This window comes from Sorangium aterium, assembly GCF_028368935.1.
Lineage (GTDB): Bacteria > Myxococcota_A > Polyangia > Polyangiales > Polyangiaceae > Sorangium > Sorangium atrum.
The window spans coordinates 1,830,139-1,856,392 of the sequence record NZ_JAQNDK010000001.1 but is presented as its reverse complement, the minus strand read 5'-3'; the positions used below and the strand labels follow the sequence as shown (position 1 = coordinate 1,856,392).

Sequence of the window (26,254 nt, the reverse complement as noted above, 5' to 3'; positions counted from 1 at the left end):
GCATGCTTTCTAGTCTCTTCGTGAATCGCTCGCGCGGCGAACGCCGCGTGACCAACACCATGATGAAGAGGTACCTTGTATTATCACAACAATTCGCTTCGATTGGTCGTTTGCCTGGCTCTCGGGATCTCGGCGGTGGCTTGCTCCGATGACGATTCCACGGGCACCGGCGGCGGTGCCGCCTCCAGCACGACCAACAGCGGCAGCAGCTCGAGCCAGGCCAGCAGCGGCAGCGGCTCCAACCAGGGCGGCGGCGGCGCTGGCGAGGGCGGCGGCGGCGCGGCGGCCGGCACCGGGGGCGAGGGCGGCGGCGGCGCGGCGGCCGGCACCGGGGGCGAGGGCGGCGGCGGCGCGGCGGCCGGCACCGGGGGCGAGGGCGGCGGCGCGCCTCCGAGCGATCCCGCCTGCGGCGCCGACACGGCGGCGTTCGCTGACGTGGCGCCGATCCTGGCGAGGAGCTGCGCGAACCAGTACTGCCATGGCAACGCCGGCGCACCGTCCGGCGGGCTCGACCTCCGCGCGAGCGCGGCCGTGGGCAAGCTCGTCGATCAGGACAGCGCGTCTTGCTCCCGCGAGCAGGCGCTCGTCGTGCCATTCAAGCCGAGCAGCAGCTATCTCATGAACAAGCTGAAGGAGGTCGGCCTGTGCGACCCTGACGAGAGCAGGATGCCGCCGACCGCACCCTTGCCCGCGGCCGATATCAAGACGATCAACGACTGGATCTGCGCGGGCGCTCCCGCCCGCTGAGCGCTGCCCCCGCACAGCGCCGGCGCGCGCCCGCGATCGCCGCGCGCTGCTCGACGGTCAGAGCTGCGTGGAAGAATTGATTCTGGAGCCGGCGCTGCGAACTGTGTATCGTACGTGGCCATGAGATTACAGCGCGTCCTCGAGCCCGAGGTGATGGATTCGGAACAAGAAGCGGGCGACTACGACGCTATCGACAACCGCGAGGTGAACGAGCAGTTCTGCGCTGATGTGCTCGCGGTCGCCCCTGCTCCGCGGAGAGCCCTCGACGTGGGGACGGGCACCGCGCTCATCCCGATCGCGCTCTGCCGTCGCGCGGCGGGCGTGCACGTCGTGGCCATCGACATGGCGGATTCGATGCTCGCCCTGGCGCGACGCAACGTCGAGCGGGCGGGGCTGGCATCCCGCATCGAGCTCGCCCGGCGCGACGCCAAGGACACCGGCTACCCGCGCGGGTTTGATCTCGCGCTGTCCAACAGCATCGTCCACCACATCCCGGAGCCCCTCGAGACGCTGCGCGAGATGGTCCGCGTCGTCGAGAGCGGGGGTGTCGTGTTCGTGCGCGATCTGGCGCGCCCACCGTCGGATGCGGACGTGCTCCGCCTGGTCGAGATGCACGCCGAGGTCCCGGATGGCGTTCCTGCCCCGGAGCGTAACGTGTATCTCCGCCAGCGCGCCCTCTTCGAAGCCTCGCTCCGCGCCGCGCTCACGGTCGAAGAGGTGAACGAGCTGATTCGCGAGCTGCCGTTCTCGTCGGTGGATCTCCGCATGACGAGCGATCGTCATTGGACCCTGGTCGGGCGGGTCCGCTGAGCCGACCGCGGCGCGGCGGCCGTCACGCTGTCACGACGTCACATCACCCCAGCGACAGCTGACCCGGCCCGCAGGCGCATCTTCGCCTGGTACTCGTCGAGCACGAAATCGAGCTGCTCGTACGACTCGAAGAGATAGTACTGCGCCTGATGATCCGAGAAGTGGATGTCCTTCTCGATGACCGCTATCGAGAACGGGCGGATGTCGGCCCCTGGCTCGTACAGGGCGGCGCACTCCGAGAGGGAGGAGAGCAGCCCCGCTCCGAGGACCCGGTACGAATCGCGCGTCCCGATGAGCCCGAACTCGATGCTCCACAGGAAGACGCGCGCGAGCTGCGTGAGCTCCGAGGGGTTCGCGAGCAGGTGGCGCTGCACGCGGTCGACCTCCGCCTCGGCGGCGGCGACGAGGTCGCGCGGGGCATCGGGGTCGCTCTTCAGCGCGCCCATCCGGCGGTTCGCCAGGTAGAGCGCGTGGTCCCAGGGGGACGCCTCGGCGCGAGCCGTCATGGCGGCCAGGCGCTGGAGGTACCGCTGGTAGGGGGCATGAAAGAGCAGCGGGAGGTGACCAAAGATGTCATGCACGAGATCCGGCGTAGGAGAGAAATCGATGTGCGCCATGTGCCGAACGTTGCGCGACATGGGGAATATCCGGTTCGCGATGAGCTCCGCGTAGACGGGGGCGGGGATGTAGCCCTCGACGCACACGGCCATCCATCCTGTCGGCGCGAGCTTCGCATTGATGGCCTCGAGCGTGGGGATCCGCTCCTGGTCGAGCCCGAGGTCCTTGAGACCCGCGATGTACGGCTGGTAGAGCCGCTCTGCGTACTGCTCCACGGCCTGCAGGTTCCTGCGCACGAGCGTGCGCCAGACGAGGTGCTCTGTCTCGGTATATTGTTCGTGCCGCTGCGGCATCACGAAGTCGCGCGCGCTCGCTGGTACGCGGCGCGTGGCGAGCCAAGCGGGCGCCCCCGCCGACCGCCGGAGGCGCTCGCCCCCCTGGAGGGGCGCGTCGCTCGCCAGCGAAGAGGCGGCGCGGCTCGCCCCCGCGTCGTACCGCGACAGCGCGGCCGACCCGACGATGCGTCGGGCGAGCTCGCCGCAGGAGCCGTGCGTACGAGCGGTGAGTCGACGTTCGGTCGTGCCGGTCCGGGTCAGGCCGATAGAATGGTTGACGGATGCCGACCTCACAGCGAGACAGCGAGCCTCACTCTGGGTTACATGAGCGGTGGTGTGCGTGCCGATCCGTGATTTCGTTGTCATCGACCTATGCTCTCTTTCGGTCCAGTGGGGCACCCCGCGCAGACACACGACCGCGTCGATCTCACCAGCAGAGACGCGCCCGTGAGGCGCCCGCTAGATCGACTCGGTCGCGCAGCTGGGGACTCGCTGAAGCAAGTTGATGGGTGGCCGCTGGCGCGTGCATGATTGTTGTGCACGCCCCATGCCAGGAGAGCGCCGGCGGGTACGCCCGCCGCGGCGGTCGAGGTCCACGGAGGAACCCAGGTGACGTGCGCTCCGGCGCGCTGGAGTCCGCGTGAAACGCGCGCTGGCCGCCGCATGCGACACCGACTGGCCGGCCAGTGGCCGGTCGTCCTGTGTGCCGGCGCAGCTGGCACGACGCAGGGCGTTGGCGTCACATCCTCGGCCTCGATTCCGCAGGAATCAGCCGACGCCGCCGTTCGTGCCGGCGCGTGCCGCGGTCAGCCGTGGGCCTGGAGAAACGAGAGGAGGCGCGCGTCGTTGTCCGGCCGACCCATGGAAATCTTCAGGGTTCCCGGGACATGCGCGTGCGCATTCGCAGCGAAGACGTCCGGCTCCCGCTCCAGCGCGGCGTACACCGCATCAGGGCGGCGGAGCCGGACGAGGACGAAGTTGGTGGATGTGGGATACACATACTCGACAGCCGGCGAGCGCGTGAGTGCGGCCACGAGAGCGGCTCGCTCGGCCCGTAGCCGGGCCAGCACGGCGCGGAGCTCGCCGACGCGATGGAGCTCCCGGGCCAGCGCGGCCTGGACGGGGGCCGTGCAGGCGAACGGGTCCTGGACGATGCGCAGCGTGTGGACCACGTCTGGGGCGGCGATCACCACGCCCGCCCGCAGGCCCGCGAGCCCCCACGCCTTCGAGAACGTCCTCAGCACGACGAGGTTCGGGTACCGGGAGACGAGCCGCGCGAACGAGCCGACATCCGCGAGCTCCACGTACGCTTCATCGACCACGACGAGCCCGCGCGAGCGCTGGACGAGCTCGAGCACCTGCTCGGCCGCGACCGTCGTCCCGACGGGGTTGTTGGGCGTGCACACGAACGTGAGCTTCGCGCCGAGCGCCGACATCGCCTCTGTCCTGAGCACGTTGAAATCGCGCCCCTCGAGCGGGACATCCACGACCTCGACGCCGTGGAACCTGGCGTACTGGGCGAACGCGGGGAACGTCGGCGTCGAGATGCACACGCGGTCCTCGCCGGGCTCGCAGAAGCAGCGGACGAGCAGGTCGATCCCGGCGATGGAGCCCGCCGTGAACAAGACCCCCTCCGGGTCGATGGAGGCTCGGCCCTCCACCATGGAGGGGCCAGCCTCCATGGAGGGGCCAGCCTCCATGGAGGGGCGAGCCTCCATGGAGGGGCGAGCCTCCTCCAGAAGGTCGACGACCACGGCGTACCTCCGCGCGAGCTCGACCGGGACCGGGCACGGATAGGGTGCCCATTGCCCTCCATGTGGGTTGGTGAAGAGCCGCTCCGTGATGCCAGGCCGGTAGCCTGTAATGATGGGCGCCAGGCCGGCGTCCGCGAGCGTCCTCCGCGCGAGCGGTGAGCCGCGCTGGCTCAACCGGCCGCCTCGGCGAGCTCGGCCATCCGCGCGGTGAGCGCGTTCAGCATGTCCCACCCTTCCTTCTGGATGCGCAGGCACCGCGCGTAGGCAGCCGGCGAGAGCCCTTTCAACACCTCCAGCCCCATCTCGAGGTGGCCGTCGTCCGCGAGGTCATGTACGGCGAAGTGGTCTGTCTCGTTGAACTTCGCCATGATGGGGTGGGCAACCCGGTGAAAGACCGTCGCGGCGCCCTCGAGGACGAGGTGCACGAGCACGGTCTTCTCCGCGTCGTCGATCGACAACATCTTGGAGGCGAACCACGCCGAGCAAGCCTCGAGCAGCGGATCCCACACCGGCGTCCCCTTGCCATGCCGGCTCGCGGCGAGGTTCTCGTCGTGGCCGTACTCGCCCGCGAAATGCTGGCGCGCCAGGGCCAGATAACGCTCGTCGCGGCCGAACACCATGCGGCTCATGATGACCTTCTGGAAGTAGCCGGACCACACCTGGATGGTGTCGATCAGCCGCCCGCGTTGCGCGGCGTCGTTGACGCGCTCGCTCTCGACGAAGCGGAAGATCGCGTTGGACTTGTGCTCTTCCATGTACTGGTCGTTGCGGCGCAAGAGCTCCTCGTACTGAGATGCGCTCTCGTCCTTGAACGAGACGAGCGCGTCGTCGGGGCGCTCGTAGAGCCCGCGCGCCTCGAACTGGATGGACAGCGCCCAGTAGCCGTGCGTGCCCGCACCCACGAAGCCGTGAGCGCAGCCCCGCGGGATGGCGACGACATCGCCCTCGAGGAGCTCGGTCGTGACGTCCCCGAACATGCGACCCTGACCGGCACACATGACGATCATCGTCTCGATGGGGTGCTCATGGGCGTCGAGCGTCTCGCCGGGCTCGAGGTGGACCCACGCCATCGAGAGGCGTGTGCTGTCAGGGATGAACTGGGAGAGGACCGGATCCCGGCGGAAGTCCTTGTGGAGGCCGAGCCCGTGCTCCTTTCCATCGACGATGACAGAGCGGAGCGTCGGGATGGCCTCGCGCCGGATCACGGTGACCTTGTTCAACGTTCTCTTGCTCATGTGTTCTTCTCTCTCGCGACGCCCTCGACAAGCTGCCCTGATGGCTCCTCGATCGCGGGCGTGCACAGGCGGTCGCGGATGTCCTGCTGATTGAAAACGTGCTCGACCTCCCCCCGATGCCCCGCTACCTTCGCGAGGCCAGCGCCGCGCGGGGCGACGCGTTGACCGCGGCTCAAGCGCGCAGACCCTCGATGATGTCGAAGCCGGACGCGAGCGCCACGCAGCGGGTCAGCTCGAGGCCGGAGGCCTCGTAGAGGCGAGCGTATTCGGCCCGCGTGCGCTCGCGTCCCCCCGTCATCACGAGCATGTTCACGTCGACGAGCTTGCTCCAGTGGTACCCGTCATGATCCGGGATGACGCGCTCGAGGACGAGGAGCTTGCCGCCTCGAGGCAGCGCCGCGGCGCACCGCGAGAGGATCCGGACGCACTGCTCGTCGGTGCACATGTGGAGCACGCTCTTCATCGTGCACAGCTCCATGGCGGGAACGGACTCCTCCGCGTTGCCATGAACGATGCTCACCCGGTCCGCCACGCCCAGGCTCCGGAAGTTGTCCGGCGCGCCGCGGACCGAGATGGGCAGGTCGAAGAGGACGCCGCGCAGCCCGGGGAGCTTGGCAAGGATGGTCGCGAGGAAGATGCCATACCCGCCGCCCACGTCCGTGATCGTCGAGACGCCGGTGAAATCGTACGCCTCCGCCGTCTCACGCGCTGCGCGGGTCGTGATCTCATGCCAGCCTTGGTGGAAGAGCTCTGCCGTGACGGGCTGCTCCGGAAGCCACTCGAAGAGCGGCTTGCCGCGTCGCCGATCGAAGGCGCAGCGCCCGGTCCGGACGGACTCGAGGAGGTCCCCCCACGTCTGGTAGACCTCGCCGCCGGAGAACATCCGAATCTCCTTCGCCATGGACTGCTCGTGATCGGAGCGCAGGTAGGCTCCGACGGGCGTCAGGGAGACTCGGCCTTCCGCGTCGCGCGCGAAGAGATCGACGGACACGAGCAGCCGAAGGAGGCGCTCGGTCGCGTCGGCGTCGGTGCCGAGCTGCTGGGCGAGCTCCGCCGCCGTCCGCGGGTCTCCGGCCAGCGCGTCCGCGATGCCCAGGTTGACGGCAGCATAGAGCGCACACGAGAAATAATAGCCATGGGCAGCGAGACGGAGCGCGTCTCTGTCGGGTAGCTTGGGGAGCATGGGCTTTGGCTTTCTTCAGGGCGCCGCTGCGTTCTGGGTGCGCGTTGGCTCGCAACCCTTGCCGCGCGTCCGCTTCCCCGCTTATGTTATCGCGGCAGAAGAGCGCTAGGAAGGGATCAAGTGACCGATGAACTCACGACCGGCGACGACCGACACCACGGCGGACTCGCGCGATACGAGCGGCAAGATCCAGCGGGCGCTCGCGCAGCCAGCGCTGTTTGACGGTGGGCCCCGGCGTGTTCCCCTCCAGCAGGCGGTCGCGCCGCTTCGCGACGAGGCCGCGAAATACCTCGTGGAGCGGGGATTCACGAGCCGACCCCTTCCCCTGGAGGAACTGCACCACCACGTCTCGGCGGAGGACCAGGCCTGGACGACGGAGAGGCTGAGTCGCGCTTCCTGCGAGCTCGCCAGCGCCTCGCCCGGCCTGCTCGCCGCATACCACGATCTCGTGCGGCTCGTCGCGCGGGAGGTGCTCGGCTTCGACGTCGTCTTCGAGCGCGATCCGCCGCTCCGCTTTCACTTCCCCGTGCCGGCTCCCCAGCGCTTCCGCGCGCCGGACGGCAGCCTGCTCACCCACCACTCGGACATCCTGCTGGGGGACTACTTCGAGCAAATCAACATGTGGCTCCCGTTGACGGACGCCGCGGGCTCGGCCTCCCTCCTGGCGACGCCGTTCGAGACCAGCATCGAGGTGCTGCGCGCCTTCGCGGCGAGCGTCGGTTACGATTTCGGGCGCTTCCGCACGGGGCGCACCGCGTTCTATGAGCTGCTCGTCTCGGACGACGCGCTCCGCGGCAAGCTCTCCGCTGCGTGCCTTCCGGTGCCCGTGCGGTGGGGCGATCTGCTGATGTTCGATCCCCGCGTGGTGCACGGGACGGCGGAGAACCGCGAGGGCACGACCCGCGTGAGCATCGACTTTCGCGTGGTCCCCCTGGACGCGTACGAGCGCCTCGTCGCCGAGGACGCGGGAAAGCACACGATCGAAGGGCACGTCGCGGTGCGAGGGGGCTTCTACGACGAGCGCTCCGCCTTCCAGCTATGACCGCTGCCGCGGAAGACGCCCGGCGCTCCCCGGCGCCCTCGCGCCTGCCCCCCGACGCGCGCTCCCCGATCGCGTCTCGCCTCGTGTTCGCGTGGGTCGGGCCGCTCCTCGACCGCGCGGCGTCGAGGACGCTCGCCGCTGAAGATCTCTTCGATCTTCACGAGAAGGAGGCGCCGCGCCGGTCGACGGCCGCCCTCGAGGAGGCGCTCCGCCGGCACGGCGGGCGCCTCGGGCGAGCGCTCCTCTCGACGGCGGGGCCGACCATCGCGCTGGCGCTCGGCCTCGGGCTCGCCCACGCGGCGTCGAGCGTGTCGCTCCCGGGCGTGCTCGAGCGCTTCCTCCAGTGGCTGGAGACGCCCGACGCGCCGGTCCGCGAGGGCCTTCTGCTGACCGCCGCCCTGTTCCTCGGGAGCGTCTGCGCCTGGGGGCTGCTCCACCACTGCTTCTTCGTCCTCGGCAAGATGACGTTCCGCGTGCGCGCGGCGCTCACGGGCATCACGTTCCGCAAGCTCCTCCGGGCGGCCCCGCGCGCCCGTCACGGCGGCTCTCTGGGCACGGTCGTCAACCTGGTATCGAACGACGTCATCCGGGCCAGCACGGCGATCGAGGACGCCGCCCTCATCGTCATCTCGCTGAGCATCATCGTGCTCGCGGCGCTCCTGCTCTACTCGCTCGTCGGCGCCGCGAGCGTGGCGGGCATCCTCGCCCTCGCGGCGATGACGCCCATCACGAACCGCCTCGCGCGCGCCCTCGAGCGCGTGTCGAGCGAGCTCGCGCAGAAGACGGATCATCGGCTGGGGCTCCTCTCGGACGCGCTCCGCGGGATCCGCGCGCTGAAGCTGAACGGCTGGGAGGACGTGCTGCTCGCCCGCGTGGAGGAGGCGCGGCGCGGGGAGCTCCGGCTCCTCGATCGCAAGGCGTTCGGCCTCGCGGCGCTCAACGTCGTCTTCCAGACCGGGCCGATCCTGGTCGCCCTCGTCACGTTCGCCGTCCACGCCGCGCTCGGCGGCGCCCTGGACGTGCCGATCGTGATGTCGACGATCGCCGTCCTCGGCGTCCTCCGGCCGCCGCTCCTCTTCCTGCCGCGTCTCCTCATGTCGGTCATCGAAGGCCGCGTCGCGCTCCAGCGGATCGAGGCGTTCTTCGCCATCGAGGAGCTCGCGCCCGCGGCGCCCGCGGTGGCCCCCCCGGGGACCGTGCGGCTCGAGCGCGCGGACGTGTCGTGGGCAGGCGCGCCGGTCCTGCGGCAGATCGACCTCCGCCTCGCGCCGGGAGAGCTCGTCGCCGTCGTCGGGGCGGCCGGCAGCGGCAAGACGACGCTGCTCACGGCCATCGCGGGCGAGGCCACCTTGCTCGCCGGCCAGCGGGAGGTCTCGGGGCGCATCGCCTTCGCGCCGCAGGAGCCGTGGGTGCTCGGCGAGTCCATCCGCGACAACGTCCTCTGCGGAGCGCCCCTGGACGACGGGCGGTACAGGCGCGTCCTCGCCGCCGCTGGGCTCGACGTCGACGTACGAGATCGCCCCGGGGGCGACACCACGGCCGTGGCGGACGCCGGAGCGAGCCTGTCGGGCGGGCAGCGCCAGCGCGTCAGCTTCGCCCGCGCGGCGTACGCGGACGCGGAGGTCGTCCTCCTCGACGACCCGCTGAGCGCGCTCGACGAGCGGCTCGCCGATCAGGTCTTCGAGCGCGCTGTGCTGGGCGAGATGGCAGGCCGGACGCGCGTCCTCGCGACGACCCGCCTGCACTACGCCCGGCGCGCGGACCGCGTGGTGGTGCTCGACGGGGGGGCGATCGTGGAGCAAGGCCGCCCGGACGATCTCCTGCGCGCCGGGGGAGCGTTCGCCCGCCTCGATGAGATCGCGCGGGCCACCGCGTCCGCCGGGCCCGCGGAGGAGGTCCGCGCCGCGAGGGGCGGCGTCGTGTCCCAGGACGGCGCGCCGCCGGCCAGCGGGGACGACGGGCGCGCCGCGCCGCCGCCGTCGGGTGAGGACGAGGAGGCCGCGGGCGACGAGGAGCGGGCGGCGGGCGCCGTGCCGTTCGACGTCTACCGCGACTACCTGCGCTCCATGGGACCCCTGGGCTTCGCGGCCGCGGTGGCCGTGCTCTTTATCCTGCGCGAGCTGCTCGCCGTCGGCGGCGACGCCTGGCTGGCGCTCCGCTCCGGCGCCCCCGGCACGCCCGCGCGCGCCGTCGTCGAGGGATATGCCCTGTTCGGGGCGCTGGCGGCGATCGCCACGTTCGCGCGCTCGCTGATCGTCGCGCGCGGAGGCGTCGAGGCGGCCAGGAGATGGCACGACAGGCTGCTGAGCGGCGTCGCGCACGCGCCCTTCGCGTTCTTCGACGCGACGCCCATCGGCCGGGTGTTGAACCGCTTCACCCGCGATCAGCGCGCCGTGGACACGGCCGTGGTCCCTGCCGCCCTCGACACGCTCAACGTCCTCTTCGCGCTCGCCTCCGCGCTGGCCGTCGTGGTCGTGAGCTCGCCTTATGCGCTGCTCGTGCTCGCGCCGCTCCTCGCCGTGTACCTGCGCGTGCAGCGGCGCTTCCGCCTGGCGTCGCGCGAGGTCGCGCGCCTCGACGCGGTGGCTCAGGCGCCCCTCCTGTCGAGCATCGAGCAGGTGTGGGTGGGCCTCCCGTGCGTCCGGACCCTCCGTCGCGAGGGCCATTTCGACGCGCGCTTCTTCGCGCGCGTCGAAATGGCCCAGCGCACCGCGTACGCGCAGCTCGGGCTGGAGCGCTGGCTCTCCTTCAACCTGGACGCCCTCGGGGCCGTGCTCCTGGGGACCACGGCGCTGCTCACCATCGCCCTGCGTGGGTGGGGGTCGCTGGCGCTGGGGAGCCTGGCCGTGACGTACGTGCTCACCATCACGAGCAGCCTCCAGCGCGCGGTGCATGCCAGCGCGGAGCTGGAGATCAGCATGACGGCGCTCGAGCGCGTGCGGGAGTTCTCGCGGCTCGCCCCCGAGGCTCGCGGGGCATCCGCCGCGGAGACGACCTGGCCGATGGAGGGGAGCGTCGAGTTCGATCGTGTCGAGCTCGCCTATCGAGATGGCCTCGTCCCCGCGCTGCGCGGCGTCTCGTTCACCGCGCGTCCCGGGGAGAAGATCGGCGTCGTGGGGCGGTCGGGCTCGGGGAAGAGCAGCCTCGTGGCGGCGCTGCTGCGGACCGCGCCCATCCAGGCCGGCCGGATCCTGGTGGAAGGAGTCGATATCATGAGCGTGCCGGTCGGCGCGTTGCGCTCGCGTCTCACCGTCGTGCCGCAGGACCCGGTTCTGTTCGGCGGGACCTTGCGTACGAACCTCGATCCGCGGGGCCAGCACGATGACGAGGCCCTCTGGCGCGCCCTCTCCAGCGCCGGCGTGCGGGACGCGCTCTCGGCGCAGGGGATCGGGCTCGACAGCGACATGGGCGGGCATGCGGCCCGGCTCGGCGCCGGCCATCGCCAGCTCGTGTGCCTGGCGCGGGCGCTCCTCCGCGGCTCGCGCGTCGTGGTGCTCGACGAGGCGACCGCCAGCGTCGACGTCGAGAGCGAGGGGCGCCTCCTCGACGCGCTCGATACCGCGCTGTCCGACACCACCGTGATCATCATCGCGCATCGCCTCGAGGCGCTCCGCGGCGTCGACCGGGTCCTCATCATGGATCGCGGCGAGGTCGTGAAGGTCGTCAACGCCGCGGGCGCGGCGCAAGCCGTGCTGCCGGCGCTCGCGCCCTTCGTCGAAGGTGACGCGTGACCGGCCAGCCCGGAGCGGCGACGCTGCTGGAGTCCGAGCTAGCGCTCGGGGTCTTCGAGGCGCTGTTCGTGCGCCTCTACGAGCTCTCCGGGCCGGCGCTGCCGCTCCAGCAGATCATGCACTGGGTCCGTCGGTTCCAGGTCGATTGCCCTGCCGTGGACCACGAGCGGACGCTGGTCTTCGGCGGTTATTTCTACAACTTCTCGAGCGTGGCGCCGTCGGCGGACGCCATCGCCGAGGCGCGCGCGCGGGCGCGCGCGCTGGGGGCCGCGCAGCTGCTCGTGCCCACCGTGCGCCGCACCTCGGACAGGGCGGCGCTCCGCGACGCCGGGTTCCTCGCGCTCCCGTGGTTCATCGAGGCGATCGTCGATCTGCGCGATGGGGTGGACGCCGCGCTCGCCGAGCGCCTCTCCTTGCACCAGCGCAAGGAGCTCGCGCGCCTCGTGCGGCGCGCCGAGGAGACCTATGATCTCGTGTTTCTGGAGGGCGAGGAGGCGCTGCGCGACCCGGCAGCCATGCGCGAGGTGGCGCGGCTGCACGGCATGAACATCGAGAAGTACGGGCACGCGCGGAACTTCTACGACGAAGGTACGCTCGCGGCGATCGCGGCGTCCGCGCTCGGCCCGCACCTGCTGCTCTGCCTGCGTCGCGAGCGCGCGACCGGCGAGGCGGTGCAGGCGTCCGTGAACTTCATCGACAGGACGAGGGGCCAGCTCTTCCAGATGGTGCAGGGGATCGATCGCGCGAGGGTGCCGGGCGGCCAGAACCTCTACATCGCCGAGACGCTCCAGATGTACCGGCTGGCGGAGCGGGCGGGCCTGCGGGAGGTCCACCTCGGGCGAGGTGGCCACCCGGCCAAGCGCAAGCTCGGCGCGAACCGTTTCCGCCTCCTGGAGAACTGGGTATACGCGCCCGCCGCCGCGCGCGCGGAGCTCACGACCCTGCGCGCGGCGGCCGTCCAGGCGCTCGGCCTGGACGACGACGAGGCGCGCGCGGCCGGCGATTTCACGCTCGAGTGAAGAGCCCCGCGCCGCGGGGAGAAGGTCACAATGGCACACGTGCTTCTGGTGGGTGGACACGAGGATACCGTCGGGCGGATCACCTCGACCGGCGTCAAGCTGACCGTGTTCCAGAGTCGCGCCATGGCGACACCGCAACAGGTGGAGTCGGCGACTCGGCTCTTTGTTTTCAACTATGAAGATCTGAACGAGACGCTGCAGCTCGCCCGCGCCGTCCACGCCGTCGAGCCCGTGTCGGCGGCCCTCTCCTTCACGGAGTACGGTCTCGAGCCGGCTGCCGCGGTCTGCGAGGCCCTCGGCGTCCCGGGCAACCCGCCGGGCGCCGTCCGCGCGACCCGCGACAAGGTCGAGATGCGTCGCCTCCTCGCCGGCGGCGACGTCGGCACGACGCGCTTCTCCGAGTGTCCATCGTTCGAGCACCTCGAGCGCTTCCACGCCGAGATCTCGGGCCCCCTCATCCTCAAGCCCGCGCGCGGCTCGGGGAGCGAGGGCGTCTCGATGGTGAGGGACGGGCAGGGCCTGCGCGCCGCGTGGGACCGGAGCTCGGCCGCGGGGGTGCTCCCCCTGATGGCGGAGGAGTTCATCGACGGCGAGGAGATCAGCGTCGAGACGCAGAGCGTGGACGGGCGGCACGAGGTCGTCGCCATTACCGAGAAGCTGACCACGGGCGAGCCGGGCTTCGTCGAGGTGGGGCACCAGATGCCGGCGCGCTTCGACCCTTCGGAGGCGGAGCGCATCTCTGCGTGCGTGCTCCGCTTCCTCGACCGGATCGGGCACCGGCACGGTCCGGCTCACACGGAGCTCCGCCTGTCCTCCAGGGGGCCCAGGATCATCGAGTCGAACACGCGCCCTGGCGGCGACTTCATCTGGGAGCTCGCGCTCCTCACGCGCGGGGTCGATTTCGTGAAAGAGACCGTGCGGGCGCTCGTCGGCCTGCCGCAGGAGCCCCGCCGTCCCGTCGCCGAGGCGGCGGCGGTCCGGTTCTTCGCGGTCGACGGGGGCGCGCTTCAGGCCATCGAGGGCCTCGACGAGGCGCGCGCCATGCCCGGCGTGGTCCGGGTCTCCTGCTCGGCGAAGCCGGGCGACGCGCTCGGTCCGATCCTCTCCAGCGACTCGCGTCAGGGGTACGTGATCGCCACGGGCGCCTCGCGCGAAGAGGCCATCTCCCGCGCCTCCGCAGCGCACGCGAGGGTTCGCTTCGTCCGCGCGTGACCCGTCAGAGCGGGAGGAAATAGGAGAGCTTGACGAGCCCTACGTCCACCGCCGGGGCCGCGCCGAGCAGCGAGGGGCGGAGCGTCGCGATCGCCCCCTCGGCGAGCTCGACGAGGGGCGCCTGCGCCCGCGTGTACACGACATAGAGCGTCGATCCCAGGGCGTACTCCCACCGGAACACCACGCTCACGTTGAGCGCCACCTCCTCGACATCGGGGTTCGTCGCGGGGGGCGCGGCGGGCTGCAGGGACTCGAGCGTGACGACGCGCGGCGCCCCGTCGCCGCGCGTCGCCGAGGACGCGGAGAAGTCCGAGAAATGCGCCGACGCGAGGAACAGCTGCCCGTAGGCCTGCAGCGTGATCCGTGGCGTGAAGGTGAACGTCGAGCGCACGGTCCCGCTGACGCTGCGCGCCGAGAGGCGGCCGAACAGCAGATCGTCCGGGCCGGGGCCCGATCCGGCGTACCGTGGCTCCCCGTCGGTCAGGAACACGCTCGAGAGGAGATCGAGCTCGAGCTGAGAGACGGGGCGCAGGTTCAGCTCGCCGTCAAACCCCACGTTCCTCCCGTTCCCGCGGAACTGCAGCGTGGAGGTGAGCTTCCCGGCGACCGGGGCGCGCGGGTCGGTCGAGATGGTCTGCACCGTCTCGATGGCCGGCGCGCGCTCGAGCGCGGTGCCGTCGCCCACCTCCCGATCATCGAAGTACGCGCCCATCAGCGCGACGTTGGCGAGGACGCTCCAGTAGCCGCGGAGCTTCCACGATGTCTCGACCTGGACCGTGCGCGCGAGCGCCAGTCCGTCGAAGTTGTTCTTGTAGCTGCCGAAGAGGGACGTGTGCGTCTCGAGTGTCGCCCACCACGGCTTCAGCGTGCGGTATTCGATGTTGATGCCCAGGCGCTGGAGGTTCTGCCGCTGGAGGTACCCGAGATCGTTGAGCGCCACCTTGGGCGCGTAGATGTCGCCGTAGAGCTCGCCGACCCAGTGCTCACCGCCATCCTTGATAAGATCGAGGAGCGCGCCGGGCGCGACGTCTCCCGACGCGATGACGGTGCCGTCTCGGAGGCGCTGCTCCGGTCCTGCGGTCACCGCGGTGGCGATGGCCTGGCCCTTGATGGTGTAATCTCCTCCGCGGGAGCGCCAGCGCCCGTCCACCCCGCCGACGAAGGCATTGCGAAAGCACCGGGCTCCCACCTCGGTGACAGACCCGTCGGGGCACAGCTGGCTGGGCGGCGCGCCGGCCTCCCCGGGCACGCTGGGATAGGCGGCCGAGCCCGAAAGGAACTCGGGGACGTGCCCCGGCTCGCCGCGCAGGGCGGCTGTGCCGAGGAGCGCGACATGCGCGTTGTCTCCGAGCTCGCGCTTCACGCGGAGGAAGCCGTAGAGGGCCGATGGCTCCGTGAGGCGCAGCTCCCTGGGGCCCGTCGCGGGGGCGATCTCGACCGAGTTGGGCGCTGTCATCGCGGTGAGCGCGCTCATGGACCAGTAGGGCCCGAGCGTGCCGGCGAGCTTGGCGGCGAACGGGATGGTCGTCGGGCCGGGCACGTCGGCAAGGCGCTCCCCGTAGGGCGCGTCGGTGCGCACGGCGGGCCACGGCGGCGCGAGCCCGATGCGGCGCGTGTAGAGCACCTGGATGGGCGTCGAGTACGCGTCGATCCCCGAGAGGAAGAAGGGGCGCAGCTCGGGGAACAGGACCTCGTAGTTCGTCAGGTTCAGGACGCGCTGGTCCGCCTCGACCTGGGCGAAGTCGGGGTTGAGGGTGGCGTCGAGCGTGAGGTCCTCGGTGATGTTCCATGCGAGGTCGAGCCCCGCCGACGCGGATCCATCCACGCCGCTGTCAGCGATGGCGGGGTCGATATCACGCTTGCGGATCTGCGCCAGCGCGAACGGGCGCAGCGCGAGCTCGACGCGCGAGGGCACGTCGCGCAGGCCGGTGAGGCGACCATAATGGGAGACCTCGCCGCCGACGGCTCGTGGGATGAAGGCCCATTCGTCCGTCTCCTGGCGCGCGGACACGTAGCGCCGGACCTGAAACCCCCATGCCATGTCGGGCGCCGCGTCGAACCGGAGGATGCGGTAGGGAATGCGCATCTCGGCCGTCCATCCCCGAGCCGTGCGGGCGGTCCGAGCCTCCCACGCCTCGTCCCAGTCCGCGGAGATCTCGGTGTCGTTGTAGCGAAGGCTGTCGTAGAGGACTCCGGCCGCGTTGACGCCGAACTCGAAGGCGCTCGTCCCCGTCGAGCGGCTGTCGATGGCGACACGCACGTAGTCTGACTCGATCTCCCGATCGCGGCGGGTCAGCCGGGCGCGGAGCGGGGCAGAGCGCTGCTCACATTCCACGGCGACGTAGAGCGCGTCGTCCCCGTACAGGACGCGCACGAGGGTCCGCTCGACGGGCGAGCGCCCCTCGTCGGGGAACTTCTGGACGAAGGCGTCGCTCGGCGTCGCGCTGGCCCATACAGCGTCGTTGAGGGCGCCATCGACGGCGGGGGGCGTACGGGCCCGCGCGGCGGCGATGCGGGGGCGCCCGACCGAGGTCGGCAGGGGCGCCGGGGCTGCGGGGCTAGGGCTGGGCGGCGAGGAGCGCTCCGGCGCCGAGTTGGTCAGGGGTCGCTCGGAGGAAGGGTCCGTCGTGGTCATGCCTGACGGCGTTGGCGGCGGCGCGGGCGCCGAGTCGGTCTGGGCCGCCGCTGGGCGCGGGCCCCACGAGGCGGCGACGGCGAGCAGGATTGTGGCGGCGGCGCCCGTCGGGCGGCGGCGAAGCCGCGTCTCCAGGATCACGCGCCGAGGATAGTCGAGCGCGGCGGGGAGGAGGAAGCGCAAACGCCGTCGGCAGGAGCGGCAGGCTGCGGGTCGAGTCGCCCCCTGCCGAGGTGCATGCGAGTCGGCCGATCCGCGCCTGCCGAGCCGCACCGATCACTGGCAAACCGGGAATTGCGATGAGGTGGATTGCTCGGCGGTGGTGGTATTGATCGAGGTCTCGATCGTCTTGCCGAGGACGTCGGTCACACGGACACGCCATGGCGCCTGCCCCATGTCGCCGCTGCCGACGCGCCAGTAGTTGTACGGCTGCCGCGTGGCCTCCGTCCAGCGCCCGCCGACGTACACCTCGAGCTTGCGCACCGGGGTGCGATGGCCCTGCACGCGGAGCTCGTTCCACCACGCGTTGCCCGGCTCCTTCAACACGATGGATACGTTCTCCTCGACGGGGCACGGGACGTACTTCCACGAGATCTTGCCCTTGACGCCGCCGTTGCCGGTCCCCAGATACCCCTCGTCGAGCGAGCCGATCTGCGCAAAGGCGTCCTTGCTCAGATCGATGTGCCCGGCCTTGCATTTGGGGTTGCTCGCCGTCGGGCATTGATCGACCACCGTCGCCACGACCTTGCGCCCATCGTCGCGGCTCACCTCGACGCAGGCGCCGCACGCGGCCGCGGTGTTGTAGTCCGCGGTGTTCAGGGCGGCGAAATACCGCCCTCCGCCGGTCGCGACGTGGCCGATCTTGTCTGGATTGCGCTGCTGGATGGGCAAGCTGCAGTTCACCTGCGCGCTGCCCTGGTCGAGGGAGTACCAGGTCGTCGAGCCGTTGCCGCTCGTGTAGCTCGGCAGCGGCATTGAGCAGACAGCGCTGCTTCCGCCGGCGCCCGTGGATCCTCCGCTGCCGCCGCTTCCACCGGCCCCGGTGCCGCCGCTGCCGGTCGATCCTCCGGCGCCTGCCCCGCCAGCGCCGCCGGCGCTGCTCGAGCTACTCGAACTGCTCGAGCTACTTGAACTGCTCGATCCCCCTCCTGTCTTGGTCACCGACACCAGCGTTGGCCGGTAGTTGCTTCCGGTCGCGTTCGCGCAGAATCCGAAGCTGACAGAGCCTCCCACCGGGATCGAGGGGCTGCCGGAGCGCGGGCTCACCGTCAGGGTCGAGCCGCTCTGGCTCGACGCCGCGTTCCACAGACTGCTCACGGCGGCCTGATTGAGGTTGATCACGACGGTCCACGACGTCACCGGGGCGGCCCCATCGTTGGCGACGATCACGTCGGCGCAGTAGCCGCTCCCCCAGTCCGACGGCAGCGCCAGCGCTGCGGGCGTGAGCCCGTCGGTCGTCACCACAGCCCCGTACAGCGCGTCCGCCTCCTCTTCCTCGCCCCCTGTCGCGACGGTGCACGCGGCGGCGACCAGACCGAAGAAAGATATCGCAACAGCGGAACGACAAGCTCCCAAACGCATCCTGACTCTCCAAGTCATCGGGGCGCCGAGGCGGCGCACCTGGCGATGTAATAGACACGGATTGATCATCTGGCCATCGCCTGATGGTCAATCAGATCGTTTTGGGAGACAATCACTCTGAAATGTTCGTCTGCGGCCGGAGAGCACCCGCAGATCCGTCGAACATTTCACCTCAAGCACAACAACCTGCGATGGGGCCAGTTGTCCACATCAGGCGCCATGTGCTCCCACGGTGCAGCCAGTACGCCACATATCCCTGCATCCATGGGGCCGCGTTCGCTCCACGGCAAACGGGGCTCCGATCGAGGATCACCTGGCATTCCGGTCTTCTCCGCTCCGTGCAATCGGTGACCGATCCTCTCGCCGGTTCGCCCTCGGGGGACCCTGTGCTACGGCCCCGGCCGCGGATCCTTGCAGCAGCGAAACCCGATCTCGTAGAACCGGAACATCGGTCCATGCGAGTCGTTGGTCCCCCGGCACCCGGCCCACGGCTTGGACCAGTAGCCGCCCTTCAGCGACGAGCGGTGTGGCCACTCGGGGCGCGAGGTCGACACCCACTCTTCGACGTTGCCGACCATGTCGACGACGCCGTACGGGCTCACGCACGCCGGATACGAGCCCGTCGGCTCTCCCTGCCAGAGCCGCTGTGTCTCGGCGGCCCGCACCGCCGGGTCGTCGGACGCGAGCCGCCGCTCGCTGATCCCTCGGTACGGCTTGCTCACGTTGCAGGCGGCCGGATCGTGCGCGTGGCCGTAGGGGAAGGGGAGCGCGGACGGCCCCTCGCACGCGAGCTCCCACTCGAACTCGGTGCAGAGGCGCTTGCCGACGGCGGCGCACTCCCGCTCGGCCTCGATGAAGCGGAGCATCACGACCGGCAGCGCGCCGGCCCGGTTCGGCCACTCGTGGCGGTCCATGCACGTGCGCACCGGCGTGAAGCGCGGCTCGGCGGCGAACAGGCCGGGGAAGAAGTCGAAGCAGTGGCCGCCGCGGTAGCTCGTGCAGATCCGCTGCACGTTCTCGGCGTGGGTGCCCTCGACGAGCACCATGTCGGACGGGCAGGACGCGGCGGGTCCGGGCCGGGGCGGCGCGTCAGCCTGGGCGAGCAGCGGGGCGAGCAGGAGGTCGAGGAGCACGCGGCGGGTCTCTATCGCAAAGCGGCGCGGCGGACGAGAGGCCGCGCGGCGGCTCGCCTCGATCCGCCCGTCGCGCCTGTGCCGCGCTCGCGCTCGGGCGCGCACCTGGGCTATTCTCGCGGCCCATGGGAATGCCGCTGCTCAGGATGCGCGCCGCTGCGCTCGCCGCCCTGGCCTGGGGAAGCGCTTGCGGTGGAAACGTGGTGGTCGACGGGATGCCCGACGGATCGGGAGGCGCCGGGGCGACGAGCTCCAGCGCGGTCAGCACGGGCGCGCTCGCGGTCAGCGTCGGCGTGGGCGGCTCCACCGCGGTCGGCGCCGGCGTTGGCGGCTCCAGCGCGGTCAGCACCAGCGCGACCGCCACGTCAGGGACAGGGAGCGCCTCCACCGGGGCGGGCGGCGGCGATTCCTGGGCGATGTGCATGAAGTTCTGCGAGACCTATACGGATACCTGCGAGCAGGTGGAGCCGGGTCAGTGCGAGGGGTTCTGTAAGCAGTATCTGGGCGAGGCGCCCCAGTGCAACTACCTGCTTTCCCAGTTCTTCGACTGCGCGACGAACGGCGGCGTCGACTGCGACTTCGCCCTGGAGCGCTGCCAGCCGTTCCTGGCCAAGTACGATGAGTGCCGGGGCAACGGCCGCTGCTCGCCGCTCGAGTGCTTCACCGATTTCAACCGGGCCTGCTTCTGCAATGGCTCGTGCCCGAACGCGTCGTTGAGGGTCGAGTGCCACCCCGACATGCGCGACGGGTTCGTCTGCTCCTGCTTCGTCAACGGCAAGGAGCTGGCCACGTGCCAGGATGTCGGCCCGGCGTGCGAGCTCGCCCATGGCTGTTGCGAGCCGTTCTTCGACGAGTTTCGCTGAGGGACGCCCGCGCGGCGTTCGCCATGGGGGACCAGCCGGGGAGCGCGGCGCAGGGCGGAGCGCTCGCCGAGACGATCGCGCGCTGCGGGGGGCGCGGATCGACGCGGCGCTCGCGCCCGGGCGCGCACCTGGGGTATTCTCGCTGTCCATGGGAATGACGATGCTCAGGATGCGTACCGCTGCGCTTACCGCCCTGGCGTGGGGGAGCGCGTGCGGTGGCAACGTCGTCGTCGATGGGATGCCCGACGGGTCGGGAGGCGCCGGGGCGACGAGCTCCAGCGCCATCAGCACGGGCGCGTTCGGCTCCAGCGCGGTCAGCACGGGTGCGGTCTCGGTGAGCGCCGGCGTAGGCGGCTCCGGCGTGGGCGGTTCCACCGGGGTGACCGTCGGCGTGGGCGGTTCCACCGGGGTGGGCACCGGTGGGGGCGGCATCGGCGGGAGCGGCTCCAGCGCGGTCAGCACCAGCGCGACCTGGATGGCCACGTCGGGGACAGGGAGCGCCTCCAGCGGGGCGGGCGGCGGCGAGGCCTGGTCGGCGTGCGTGCGCTTCTGCGAGCGTTACGCGGAGACGTGTGGAGCGTCGGAGCCGGGCGGCTGCGGGACGATGTGTGACACGGAGCTGGCCCAGGCGCCCCAGTGCAACGATCTGCTCATCCCGTTCTTCGACTGCCTGACGAACGGCAGGTTCGACTGCGACGTCGTCGGGCCCCGGTGCCAGCGGTTCCTGGACGAGTACGACGTGTGCGCGAACGGCGACGGCTGCCCGGGGATCGAGTGCGCCGGCGATCGCGACAGGGCCTGCAGTTGCAAGGGAGCGTGCCAGGGCTTCGTCGTCGCGGCCGAGTGCCGCGCCCAGGGTGCCGGCAGGACCGTCTGCTCCTGCTTCGTCAACGGTGAAGAGGTGGCCTCGTGCGAGGACCGCGGCGCGGCGTGCGAGCTCGGGCTGCGCTGCTGCGGGCCGTACTTCGAAGCGTTGCGCTGAACGAGCCGCGTTCGCCATGGAGGACCACCCGGGGAGCGCGGCGCAGGGCGGGGCGCTCGCCGAGGCGCTCGCGCGATGCGTGGGGGCGCGGATCGACGCGGCGCACGCGAACCCGGCGACGGGGCTCGTCGCGCTCGCCGTCTACGACGGGACGCGGCGCGTGCTCGGCGCCGGCATCGGACCACGCGTGGCGGGGGCAGGGATCCTGCCGAGGCTGCCCCGGCTCCGCGCCGGCGCGTCGCACCCGCTCGTCGCCGCCATGAGGGCGCACCTGGTCGGCCGCCGCGTGCTGGCGATCGAGGTGCGGAGCGACGGGATCGTGGTCGTCGCGGGGGGTGGCGATGCGGTCATGGTGGAAAATGACCGAGGGAGTGCGGAGGCCGCACCCAGGTTGGAGGTGGCCGCACCCGAACCCGGGTTGGGGTTGGCCGCGGCCGAACCCGGGTTGGTGCCGGCGGCAGTTCCCGAACCCGGGTTGGGGTTGGCCGCGGCCGAACCCGGGTTGGGGCCGGTGGTACCCCCACCCAGGTTGGGATCGTCCCCGGGGGCGCGGCTGGAACTCGCCCCAGGACGCCGCGGCGAGGCGCGCCTGCTCGACGCCGCCGGCCACCTGATCCTCCGCTGGCCGCCTCAGGGGGGCGCCCCGCCGGCGGCGATCGCCTACCCGGCGGATCCCCTGGCCGCCGGCGCGGCGCTGGTCGAGGCGAGCGACGATGCGGCCGCCGGGCAGGAGAAGGCGGCGCTCGCGCGCGCCGTGAAGGCGCGGCGCGCGGCGCTCGAGCGCAGGGCCGAGGCGGTGCGCGGCGATCTCGGGCGGCTGGGCAGCGTCGCGCGCCTGCAGAAGACGGGGCAGCTCCTGCTCGCGCAGGCCGCCCGCGTGCCGCGGGGCGCCGCGAAGGCGCTCCTCGACGACTGGGAGACCGGCGGCAAGATCGAGGTCGCGCTCGACCCGTCGCGCCCCGCCAAGGCGCAGGCCGAGGTCTTCTTCGCCAAGGCGCGGCGCTACCAGCGCGGCGAGGCGGTGATGCGCGCGCGCCTCGCCGAGACCGAGCGCGCCCTCTCGGCGATCGCCGCGCTCGAGGCGGACGTCGCCGCGGCGGAGGCGCGGCCCGAGTCGCTCGATCCGCTCGCGCAGCGCGCCCGCTCCCTCGGCGTCTCGCGCGCGGAGCTCGCGGGCGCCGGCGAGCCCGGGACGTCCGGCGCCCGCGCCCCCGGGGCGGGGCGGCCCGCGCCGAGGCGGCCGTTCCACGCCTACCGCAGCGCGTCCGGCGCCGCGATCCTCGTCGGCCGAGGCGCCGAGGACAACGACGCGCTGACGACGAAGCACGCGCGCCCGCACGACCTCTGGCTTCATGCGAAGGGCGTCACGGGCTCGCACGTCGTCGTGCCGCTCGCGAAGGGGGCGAGCTGCCCGGCGGACGTGCTCGTGGACGCCGCGACCCTCGCGGCGCACTTCAGCGACGCGCGCGGCGAGGCGGTATGCGAGGTGAGCTACGTCCAGCGCCGCTACGTGCGCAAGCCGCGCGGCGCGGCCCCGGGCGCGGTGGTCTTCGACCGGGAGAAGGTCATCGCCGTCCGCATCGAGGGCGATCGCCTCTCGCGGCTGCTCGCGACCAAGGAAGAGGGCTGACGCCGCGCACGGTCTTCCAAGGCCTTTTTCCCTCGGCGGATGCCGCCGTCAGGCGGCGAACGCCGCCCGGACCTGCTCGTTCAGCTGATCGAGCCGGCGCGCGGGGAGCTCGGCCGCGCGGGCGAGCAGCTCGATGACCGCGCGCTCCGCGTCGGAGATCCCCTCGCTCGCGTGGGCGACCGCCAGCGCGATGAGGATGCCCTCCTCCACCGCGTCGCAGTCCATGAGGATCTCCGCGAGCAGGCGCACCCGGGGCTCGACGCCCGCCGCCGCGATCACCTTCAGGCTCGCCTCGATGAGGTAGCGGACGAGCTCGGCGTTGAGCTGGGCGCCCAGCATCGGCTCGATCAGCTGCCGCAGGGCGTCGATCTCCTCGGCGTCGACGGTGCCGTCGGCGTTCGCCACGAGCGCGCCGAGGTCGACGATCGGGGTCGGGTTGTACTCGTTGAGATCGAAGCGGGCTCGGAGCAAGCCGGCCGCCTGCTGGATCAGCTCGGGAGGCTTCATGTCGCCTCCGCCTCGGCGATTCGCCTCATGACTCACCACCTTTCGGAGCGCGGCGCCGCACCGTCTCGGACTCGCTGAGGCCGAGGCAGAGCTGCGCCCGCAGCGCGCGCAGCCCCGCGAGCACTTCGGCCGAGGCCGACTCGGCCTCGGCCCGCTGGATGGCCGCGTCGAGCGAGGCGAGCCTGCCTGTCTGGAGCGCCTTGAGCGAGTAGGTCATCTGCACGAACGTGTCGAACAGGTCTCCGAGCTCATCGCCCTTCCGCAGCCCCTCTCCGATGGTGAGCCGCGTCGTGCCGACCTGGCGGCACAGGCGCTTCATCTGGTGAACCGGCCCCACGATGCGCTGGGTGATGAAGATCCCGAGCACGCCGAGGACGGCGAGCAGGAACGCGCCGCCGCCGACGAGGATGCCGAGGAGGCGACCTTGCAGCGCCTCGACGTCGGCGCGCCGCCTCGCGACCTCTGCCAGGTTGCGCTCGTACTCGCGGTTCGTCTTCTCGAGCTCCTCGTCGAGGGTGCTGCCGAGCTCGGCGCCGTCGCCGCCCATGGCGGCGGTGCTCATCTTGAGGATCTTGGCGCTGTTCGCCGCCTCCTTGAGCGCGAGCTCCGCCTGGGTCGCCGCGTAACGCGCCTGTTCGTTCGCGACGCTCGCGGTCTGCCAGATGACGAGTCCGAGCGCCACCATCACGGCGAGCACCACCGAGACCAGGAGCCCTGTGTATTTGAGCTGGAATCGCGGGTTCAGGAGCAGCTTGCGGCGGGATGCCGGGCGGGCTGTGGCGCGATCCTGGGCAGGTGAGGTCATGAGGGCTCGTCAGCGGGCGTGCGGTATCGTCGCGTCCCCGGGATAGACCAGGAGCGGGCCGCGCCGGTGCGACCCCCCACGAAAACGCACTGCGGTCTCCGTGGTACAGCATTCCGTGCGCCGGTCGCAAGGGCCAATCCGCGGGCGGGGGCTCCGACGCGGTTCGCGGCTTGTAAGGGCCATGAGACGGCGGTCCTGGTTATCCGGGGCCGGCGCGGCACCGACACAGAGGCGCGACGTGATGGCGGCGCATCCGACCGGGGCACCGTGTGCGCTCCTGTCGGGCCCAGTCGGGGCACAGGAGGTCGTCGGAGTCGCGGGAGGCGTCGTTCGGCCCGGCCCAGCTCAGGAAGAGCAGCGGCACGGGCGCCCCGGTCACTCCCCATCTCATCGTCACGAGCGACGGGCTCCAGAGCGGGCTCGGGGGGCGTTCTTTCCGGCGCCCGAGGCGCTGCCGCTCTACCACCACAAGGTCTTCAGTCACCTGAGGCAACCGCAGGCGAGCGAGCCTTCGCGCACCGAAAAGCCGTCGGCGTCGGCGTCGTCGGTCCAGAAGAACGGTTTGACGCCGCCGCTGCACTCCGCGTCCGGCGCGAGCGCGATGCCTTCGTTGTTGGAGTCCGGCAGCCCGCTCGGATGCGTGAAACGCCGCTCCAGCACGAAGCGCCCGAGCGCGTCGTCGATACCGAACACGGCGGCTTGGTTGTCGCACGTGTCGTCGCAGTGAGCCCACAAGCTCCCAGTATCTCGGTCGAGCTCGAGCCCCATCACGCCCGCGAGCGGCGTCGAGATGCTGGCCACCAGGGTGGCCGCGCCGCTCTCGTGATTCAGCGCGAAAGCGTACACCTTGCCGGTCTCTTCCACGCCCACCAGAAACAGGCCGGCGCCATGCTCGCCGTAGTCGCTCGGGACGTAAGCTCGAGCCTTGCTCTCGTCGAAGAAGTGGTGCGCCGTGAGCAAGCTGTCGGCCGCCCAGGTGACAGCTTCCAGACCCGCGTTCGCGTCGACCTCGGGCAAGAGCGCGGTGAGGTTCCACTCGTGAGTCGCGGTCAGCGTCGCTCCGGCGGCCCTCACATCGTAGCGCAGCACGGACAGCCGGCTCACGGACGGATTGTCCGTGTCGCGCTCGGCGCACACGTAGACGCCCGCGGCGCTCGTGGCGGCGAGCGTCACTCCCTCCGCGTCGGGCGTGCCCTGGCCGTTCGGGTAACGCAGCCGTTTGCCGGAGGCCCAGCCATTGGACGTGTCCGGCGCGTAGCGCCCTCCGCTCTTCAGCAACCGAAACAGCTTGGAGGAGAGGTTGTTGGTCGCCCACAGCACTCCGGGCGCCTCGTAGGTCAGCCCGCTCAGATCGCTCTCGAACGCGTCCTCGCTGTCGAGCGTGCGAACCTCGGCCTTACCGGGCCATGGCGACAGCTGCGTCGAGCCCGCCGGGCATGCGCCGGCGCCGCCCGCCCCCGCGCTCGCCCCACCGGCTCCGGCGCCGTCGGCGCCGCCGGCGTCCGGGGTTCCGGCCACGCCGGTCGAGCCCGCGACAGGCACAGCGCCGCCGCTCGCCCCCGCACCGCCTGCTTGTGCTGCGCTCCCGCCCGAGCCTCCTGCATTGGACGAGGCGCCGGCCGCCGACGTACCGCCTGATCCGCCCGATGGCTCTGGCAGAGGCGGCTCGCTCGATCCGCTGCCGCACGCGGCCAGCCATGCCATCGCGACGACGGTCGCGTAAGACCGGAGGTTCATCGCGCTCGCGGCGCTTTCTTCCATCATCAGCGGCATGCGGTCACGAACCTCCGCGGATTGGGCGTTCGGCGCGGCCGTCACGATCGCGCACGAGTCGACGACTTCACCGTCCGGCGACCTCCAGCGCGACCACAAGCCGGCAAACGCGAACAACTGCCGTGACAGCCGAAATTGATACGGTTGCTTCTTCTTACCCTCGGCCTTGAACTGTCGCCAACCGGTCGCCGGCACAAACCAACGATAGCGCTCGAGCGCGCCACGCCACAACGACTTGTGGTCGAGATCCTCCGCGCGAGCGTCAGGGTGGCGTAGACGAGGGATGTGCCTGCGGCGCGTCACGTTGTGACGGTGCGTTCACTGCTGGCTGCGGCCGGCGGCATTTCCGCGGCTGCGTAGGACGAGCACGCCCTTTGCTAGGCGGCGTCGGCATGGCATCGATGAGGTTCGTGTGGTTCGGGGCGGCGTTGCTCTGGGGATGTGGCGACAGCCCGCATGGCGCGCACGAGCAGGTGGGGAGCGCGGGCGGCGAAGCGGGCCTGAGCGGGGAAGGGGGCGCGGCGGGCGGTCGGCAAGTCGTGCTCGCGCCGGCGGATGATGTGCTCCCCGTCTGCGACGCTCCGCTGCTCGAGGTGTCGGGAGCCGACGACGGCACCGAGAATTGGCAGTCACCTTCACCGGCTTCCGCCGCGCCGACCCCTGCCGCGCCGACGACCCCGACACCTTCGCCCGCGCCTGCGTCCCGCAGTTCGAGGCCG

General features: G+C 71.3%; 19 protein-coding genes and 1 pseudogene. 9 read left to right on the top strand and 11 right to left on the bottom strand.

The window, feature by feature from the left end; all coding sequences use genetic code 11:
• Window positions 1-135 precede the first annotated feature (135 nt).
• Together POL72_RS06715 and POL72_RS06710 are read left to right on the top strand one after the other, a co-directional pair.
• Window positions 136-747, top strand: coding sequence for a hypothetical protein (locus tag POL72_RS06715; RefSeq protein WP_272094189.1), 612 nt, complete (start codon window positions 136-138; stop codon window positions 745-747).
• Window positions 748-867: 120 nt separating this feature from the next.
• A complete protein-coding gene (locus tag POL72_RS06710; RefSeq protein WP_272094188.1) occupies window positions 868-1,557 on the top strand; it encodes a class I SAM-dependent methyltransferase in 690 nt (229 codons plus the stop codon).
• A gap of 38 nt (window positions 1,558-1,595) precedes the next feature.
• Here the strand turns inward: POL72_RS06710 and POL72_RS06705 are convergent, their stop codons facing one another.
• The 4 genes from POL72_RS06705 to POL72_RS06690 all read right to left on the bottom strand — a co-directional run bounded on the left by POL72_RS06705 (window position 1,596) and on the right by POL72_RS06690 (window position 6,622).
• Window positions 1,596-2,744, bottom strand: a complete 1,149-nt coding sequence (locus POL72_RS06705; protein ID WP_272094187.1) for a hypothetical protein — start codon at window positions 2,742-2,744, stop codon at window positions 1,596-1,598.
• Window positions 2,745-3,256: 512 nt separating this feature from the next.
• The gene (locus tag POL72_RS06700) at window positions 3,257-4,114 is read right to left on the bottom strand and encodes an aminotransferase class I/II-fold pyridoxal phosphate-dependent enzyme (RefSeq protein ID WP_272094186.1); all 858 of its coding nucleotides are present in this window, start codon (window positions 4,112-4,114) and stop codon (window positions 3,257-3,259) included.
• 260 nt (window positions 4,115-4,374) lie between these two features.
• Window positions 4,375-5,439, bottom strand: a complete 1,065-nt coding sequence (locus POL72_RS06695; protein ID WP_272094185.1) for a cupin domain-containing protein — start codon at window positions 5,437-5,439, stop codon at window positions 4,375-4,377.
• A 172-nt stretch (window positions 5,440-5,611) separates the two neighbouring features.
• Entirely contained in the window at window positions 5,612-6,622 is a 1,011-nt protein-coding gene (locus POL72_RS06690; protein WP_272094184.1) for a methyltransferase, read from the bottom strand.
• A gap of 127 nt (window positions 6,623-6,749) precedes the next feature.
• On the opposite strand from POL72_RS06690, the gene POL72_RS06685 reads away from it, so the two are divergent.
• From POL72_RS06685 to POL72_RS06670, 4 genes are read left to right on the top strand one after another with little or no spacing between them, the layout of a single operon-like run.
• The gene (locus POL72_RS06685) at window positions 6,750-7,664 is read left to right on the top strand and encodes a phytanoyl-CoA dioxygenase family protein (RefSeq protein ID WP_272094183.1); all 915 of its coding nucleotides are present in this window, start codon (window positions 6,750-6,752) and stop codon (window positions 7,662-7,664) included.
• Entirely contained in the window at window positions 7,661-11,395 is a 3,735-nt protein-coding gene (locus POL72_RS06680) for an ATP-binding cassette domain-containing protein (RefSeq protein ID WP_272094182.1), read from the top strand. Before POL72_RS06685 ends, POL72_RS06680 begins: the two co-directional genes overlap by 4 nt.
• The gene (locus tag POL72_RS06675) at window positions 11,392-12,414 is read left to right on the top strand and encodes a GNAT family N-acetyltransferase (RefSeq protein ID WP_272094181.1); all 1,023 of its coding nucleotides are present in this window, start codon (window positions 11,392-11,394) and stop codon (window positions 12,412-12,414) included. The genes POL72_RS06680 and POL72_RS06675 overlap by 4 nt, the downstream gene beginning before the upstream one ends.
• Window positions 12,415-12,444: 30 nt before the next feature.
• Window positions 12,445-13,626, top strand: a complete 1,182-nt coding sequence (locus tag POL72_RS06670; RefSeq protein ID WP_272094180.1) for an ATP-grasp domain-containing protein — start codon at window positions 12,445-12,447, stop codon at window positions 13,624-13,626.
• 4 nt (window positions 13,627-13,630) lie between these two features.
• On the opposite strand, the gene POL72_RS06665 is transcribed toward POL72_RS06670, so the two are convergent.
• The 3 genes from POL72_RS06665 to POL72_RS06655 form a co-directional block, all read right to left on the bottom strand.
• Complete coding sequence (locus tag POL72_RS06665; protein WP_272094179.1) at window positions 13,631-16,444, bottom strand: DUF5916 domain-containing protein; 2,814 nt, start codon at window positions 16,442-16,444, stop codon at window positions 13,631-13,633.
• A gap of 93 nt (window positions 16,445-16,537) precedes the next feature.
• Entirely contained in the window at window positions 16,538-17,842 is a 1,305-nt protein-coding gene (locus tag POL72_RS06660; RefSeq protein ID WP_272094178.1) for an expansin EXLX1 family cellulose-binding protein, read from the bottom strand.
• Between the two features lie 389 nt (window positions 17,843-18,231).
• A complete protein-coding gene (locus POL72_RS06655) occupies window positions 18,232-18,975 on the bottom strand; it encodes a formylglycine-generating enzyme family protein (RefSeq protein ID WP_272094177.1) in 744 nt (247 codons plus the stop codon).
• 125 nt (window positions 18,976-19,100) lie between these two features.
• Here POL72_RS06655 and POL72_RS06650 point away from each other — a divergent pair, with 125 nt between their 5' ends.
• The 3 genes from POL72_RS06650 (at window position 19,101) to POL72_RS06640 (ending at window position 22,450) form a co-directional block, all read left to right on the top strand.
• On the top strand, window positions 19,101-19,838 hold the full coding sequence (locus POL72_RS06650; RefSeq protein ID WP_272094176.1) for a hypothetical protein: 738 nt from the start codon (window positions 19,101-19,103) through the stop codon (window positions 19,836-19,838).
• A 169-nt stretch (window positions 19,839-20,007) separates the two neighbouring features.
• A complete protein-coding gene (locus POL72_RS06645; protein ID WP_272094175.1) occupies window positions 20,008-20,820 on the top strand; it encodes a hypothetical protein in 813 nt (270 codons plus the stop codon).
• 16 nt (window positions 20,821-20,836) lie between these two features.
• Window positions 20,837-22,450, top strand: a complete 1,614-nt coding sequence (locus tag POL72_RS06640) for an NFACT RNA binding domain-containing protein (RefSeq protein WP_272094174.1) — start codon at window positions 20,837-20,839, stop codon at window positions 22,448-22,450.
• A 48-nt stretch (window positions 22,451-22,498) separates the two neighbouring features.
• On the opposite strand, the gene POL72_RS06635 is transcribed toward POL72_RS06640, so the two are convergent.
• From POL72_RS06635 to POL72_RS51590, 4 genes and pseudogenes are all read right to left on the bottom strand, one after another.
• On the bottom strand, window positions 22,499-22,957 hold the full coding sequence (locus POL72_RS06635) for a tellurite resistance TerB family protein (protein ID WP_272094173.1): 459 nt from the start codon (window positions 22,955-22,957) through the stop codon (window positions 22,499-22,501).
• A gap of 25 nt (window positions 22,958-22,982) precedes the next feature.
• The gene (locus tag POL72_RS06630; protein WP_272094172.1) at window positions 22,983-23,762 is read right to left on the bottom strand and encodes a methyl-accepting chemotaxis protein; all 780 of its coding nucleotides are present in this window, start codon (window positions 23,760-23,762) and stop codon (window positions 22,983-22,985) included.
• A gap of 480 nt (window positions 23,763-24,242) precedes the next feature.
• Entirely contained in the window at window positions 24,243-25,499 is a 1,257-nt protein-coding gene (locus tag POL72_RS06625; protein ID WP_272094171.1) for a hypothetical protein, read from the bottom strand.
• Window positions 25,500-25,517: 18 nt separating this feature from the next.
• A pseudogene (locus POL72_RS51590) lies at window positions 25,518-25,838 on the bottom strand (SOS response-associated peptidase family protein); the annotation flags it as partial.
• Between the last annotated feature and the right edge of the window lie 416 nt (window positions 25,839-26,254).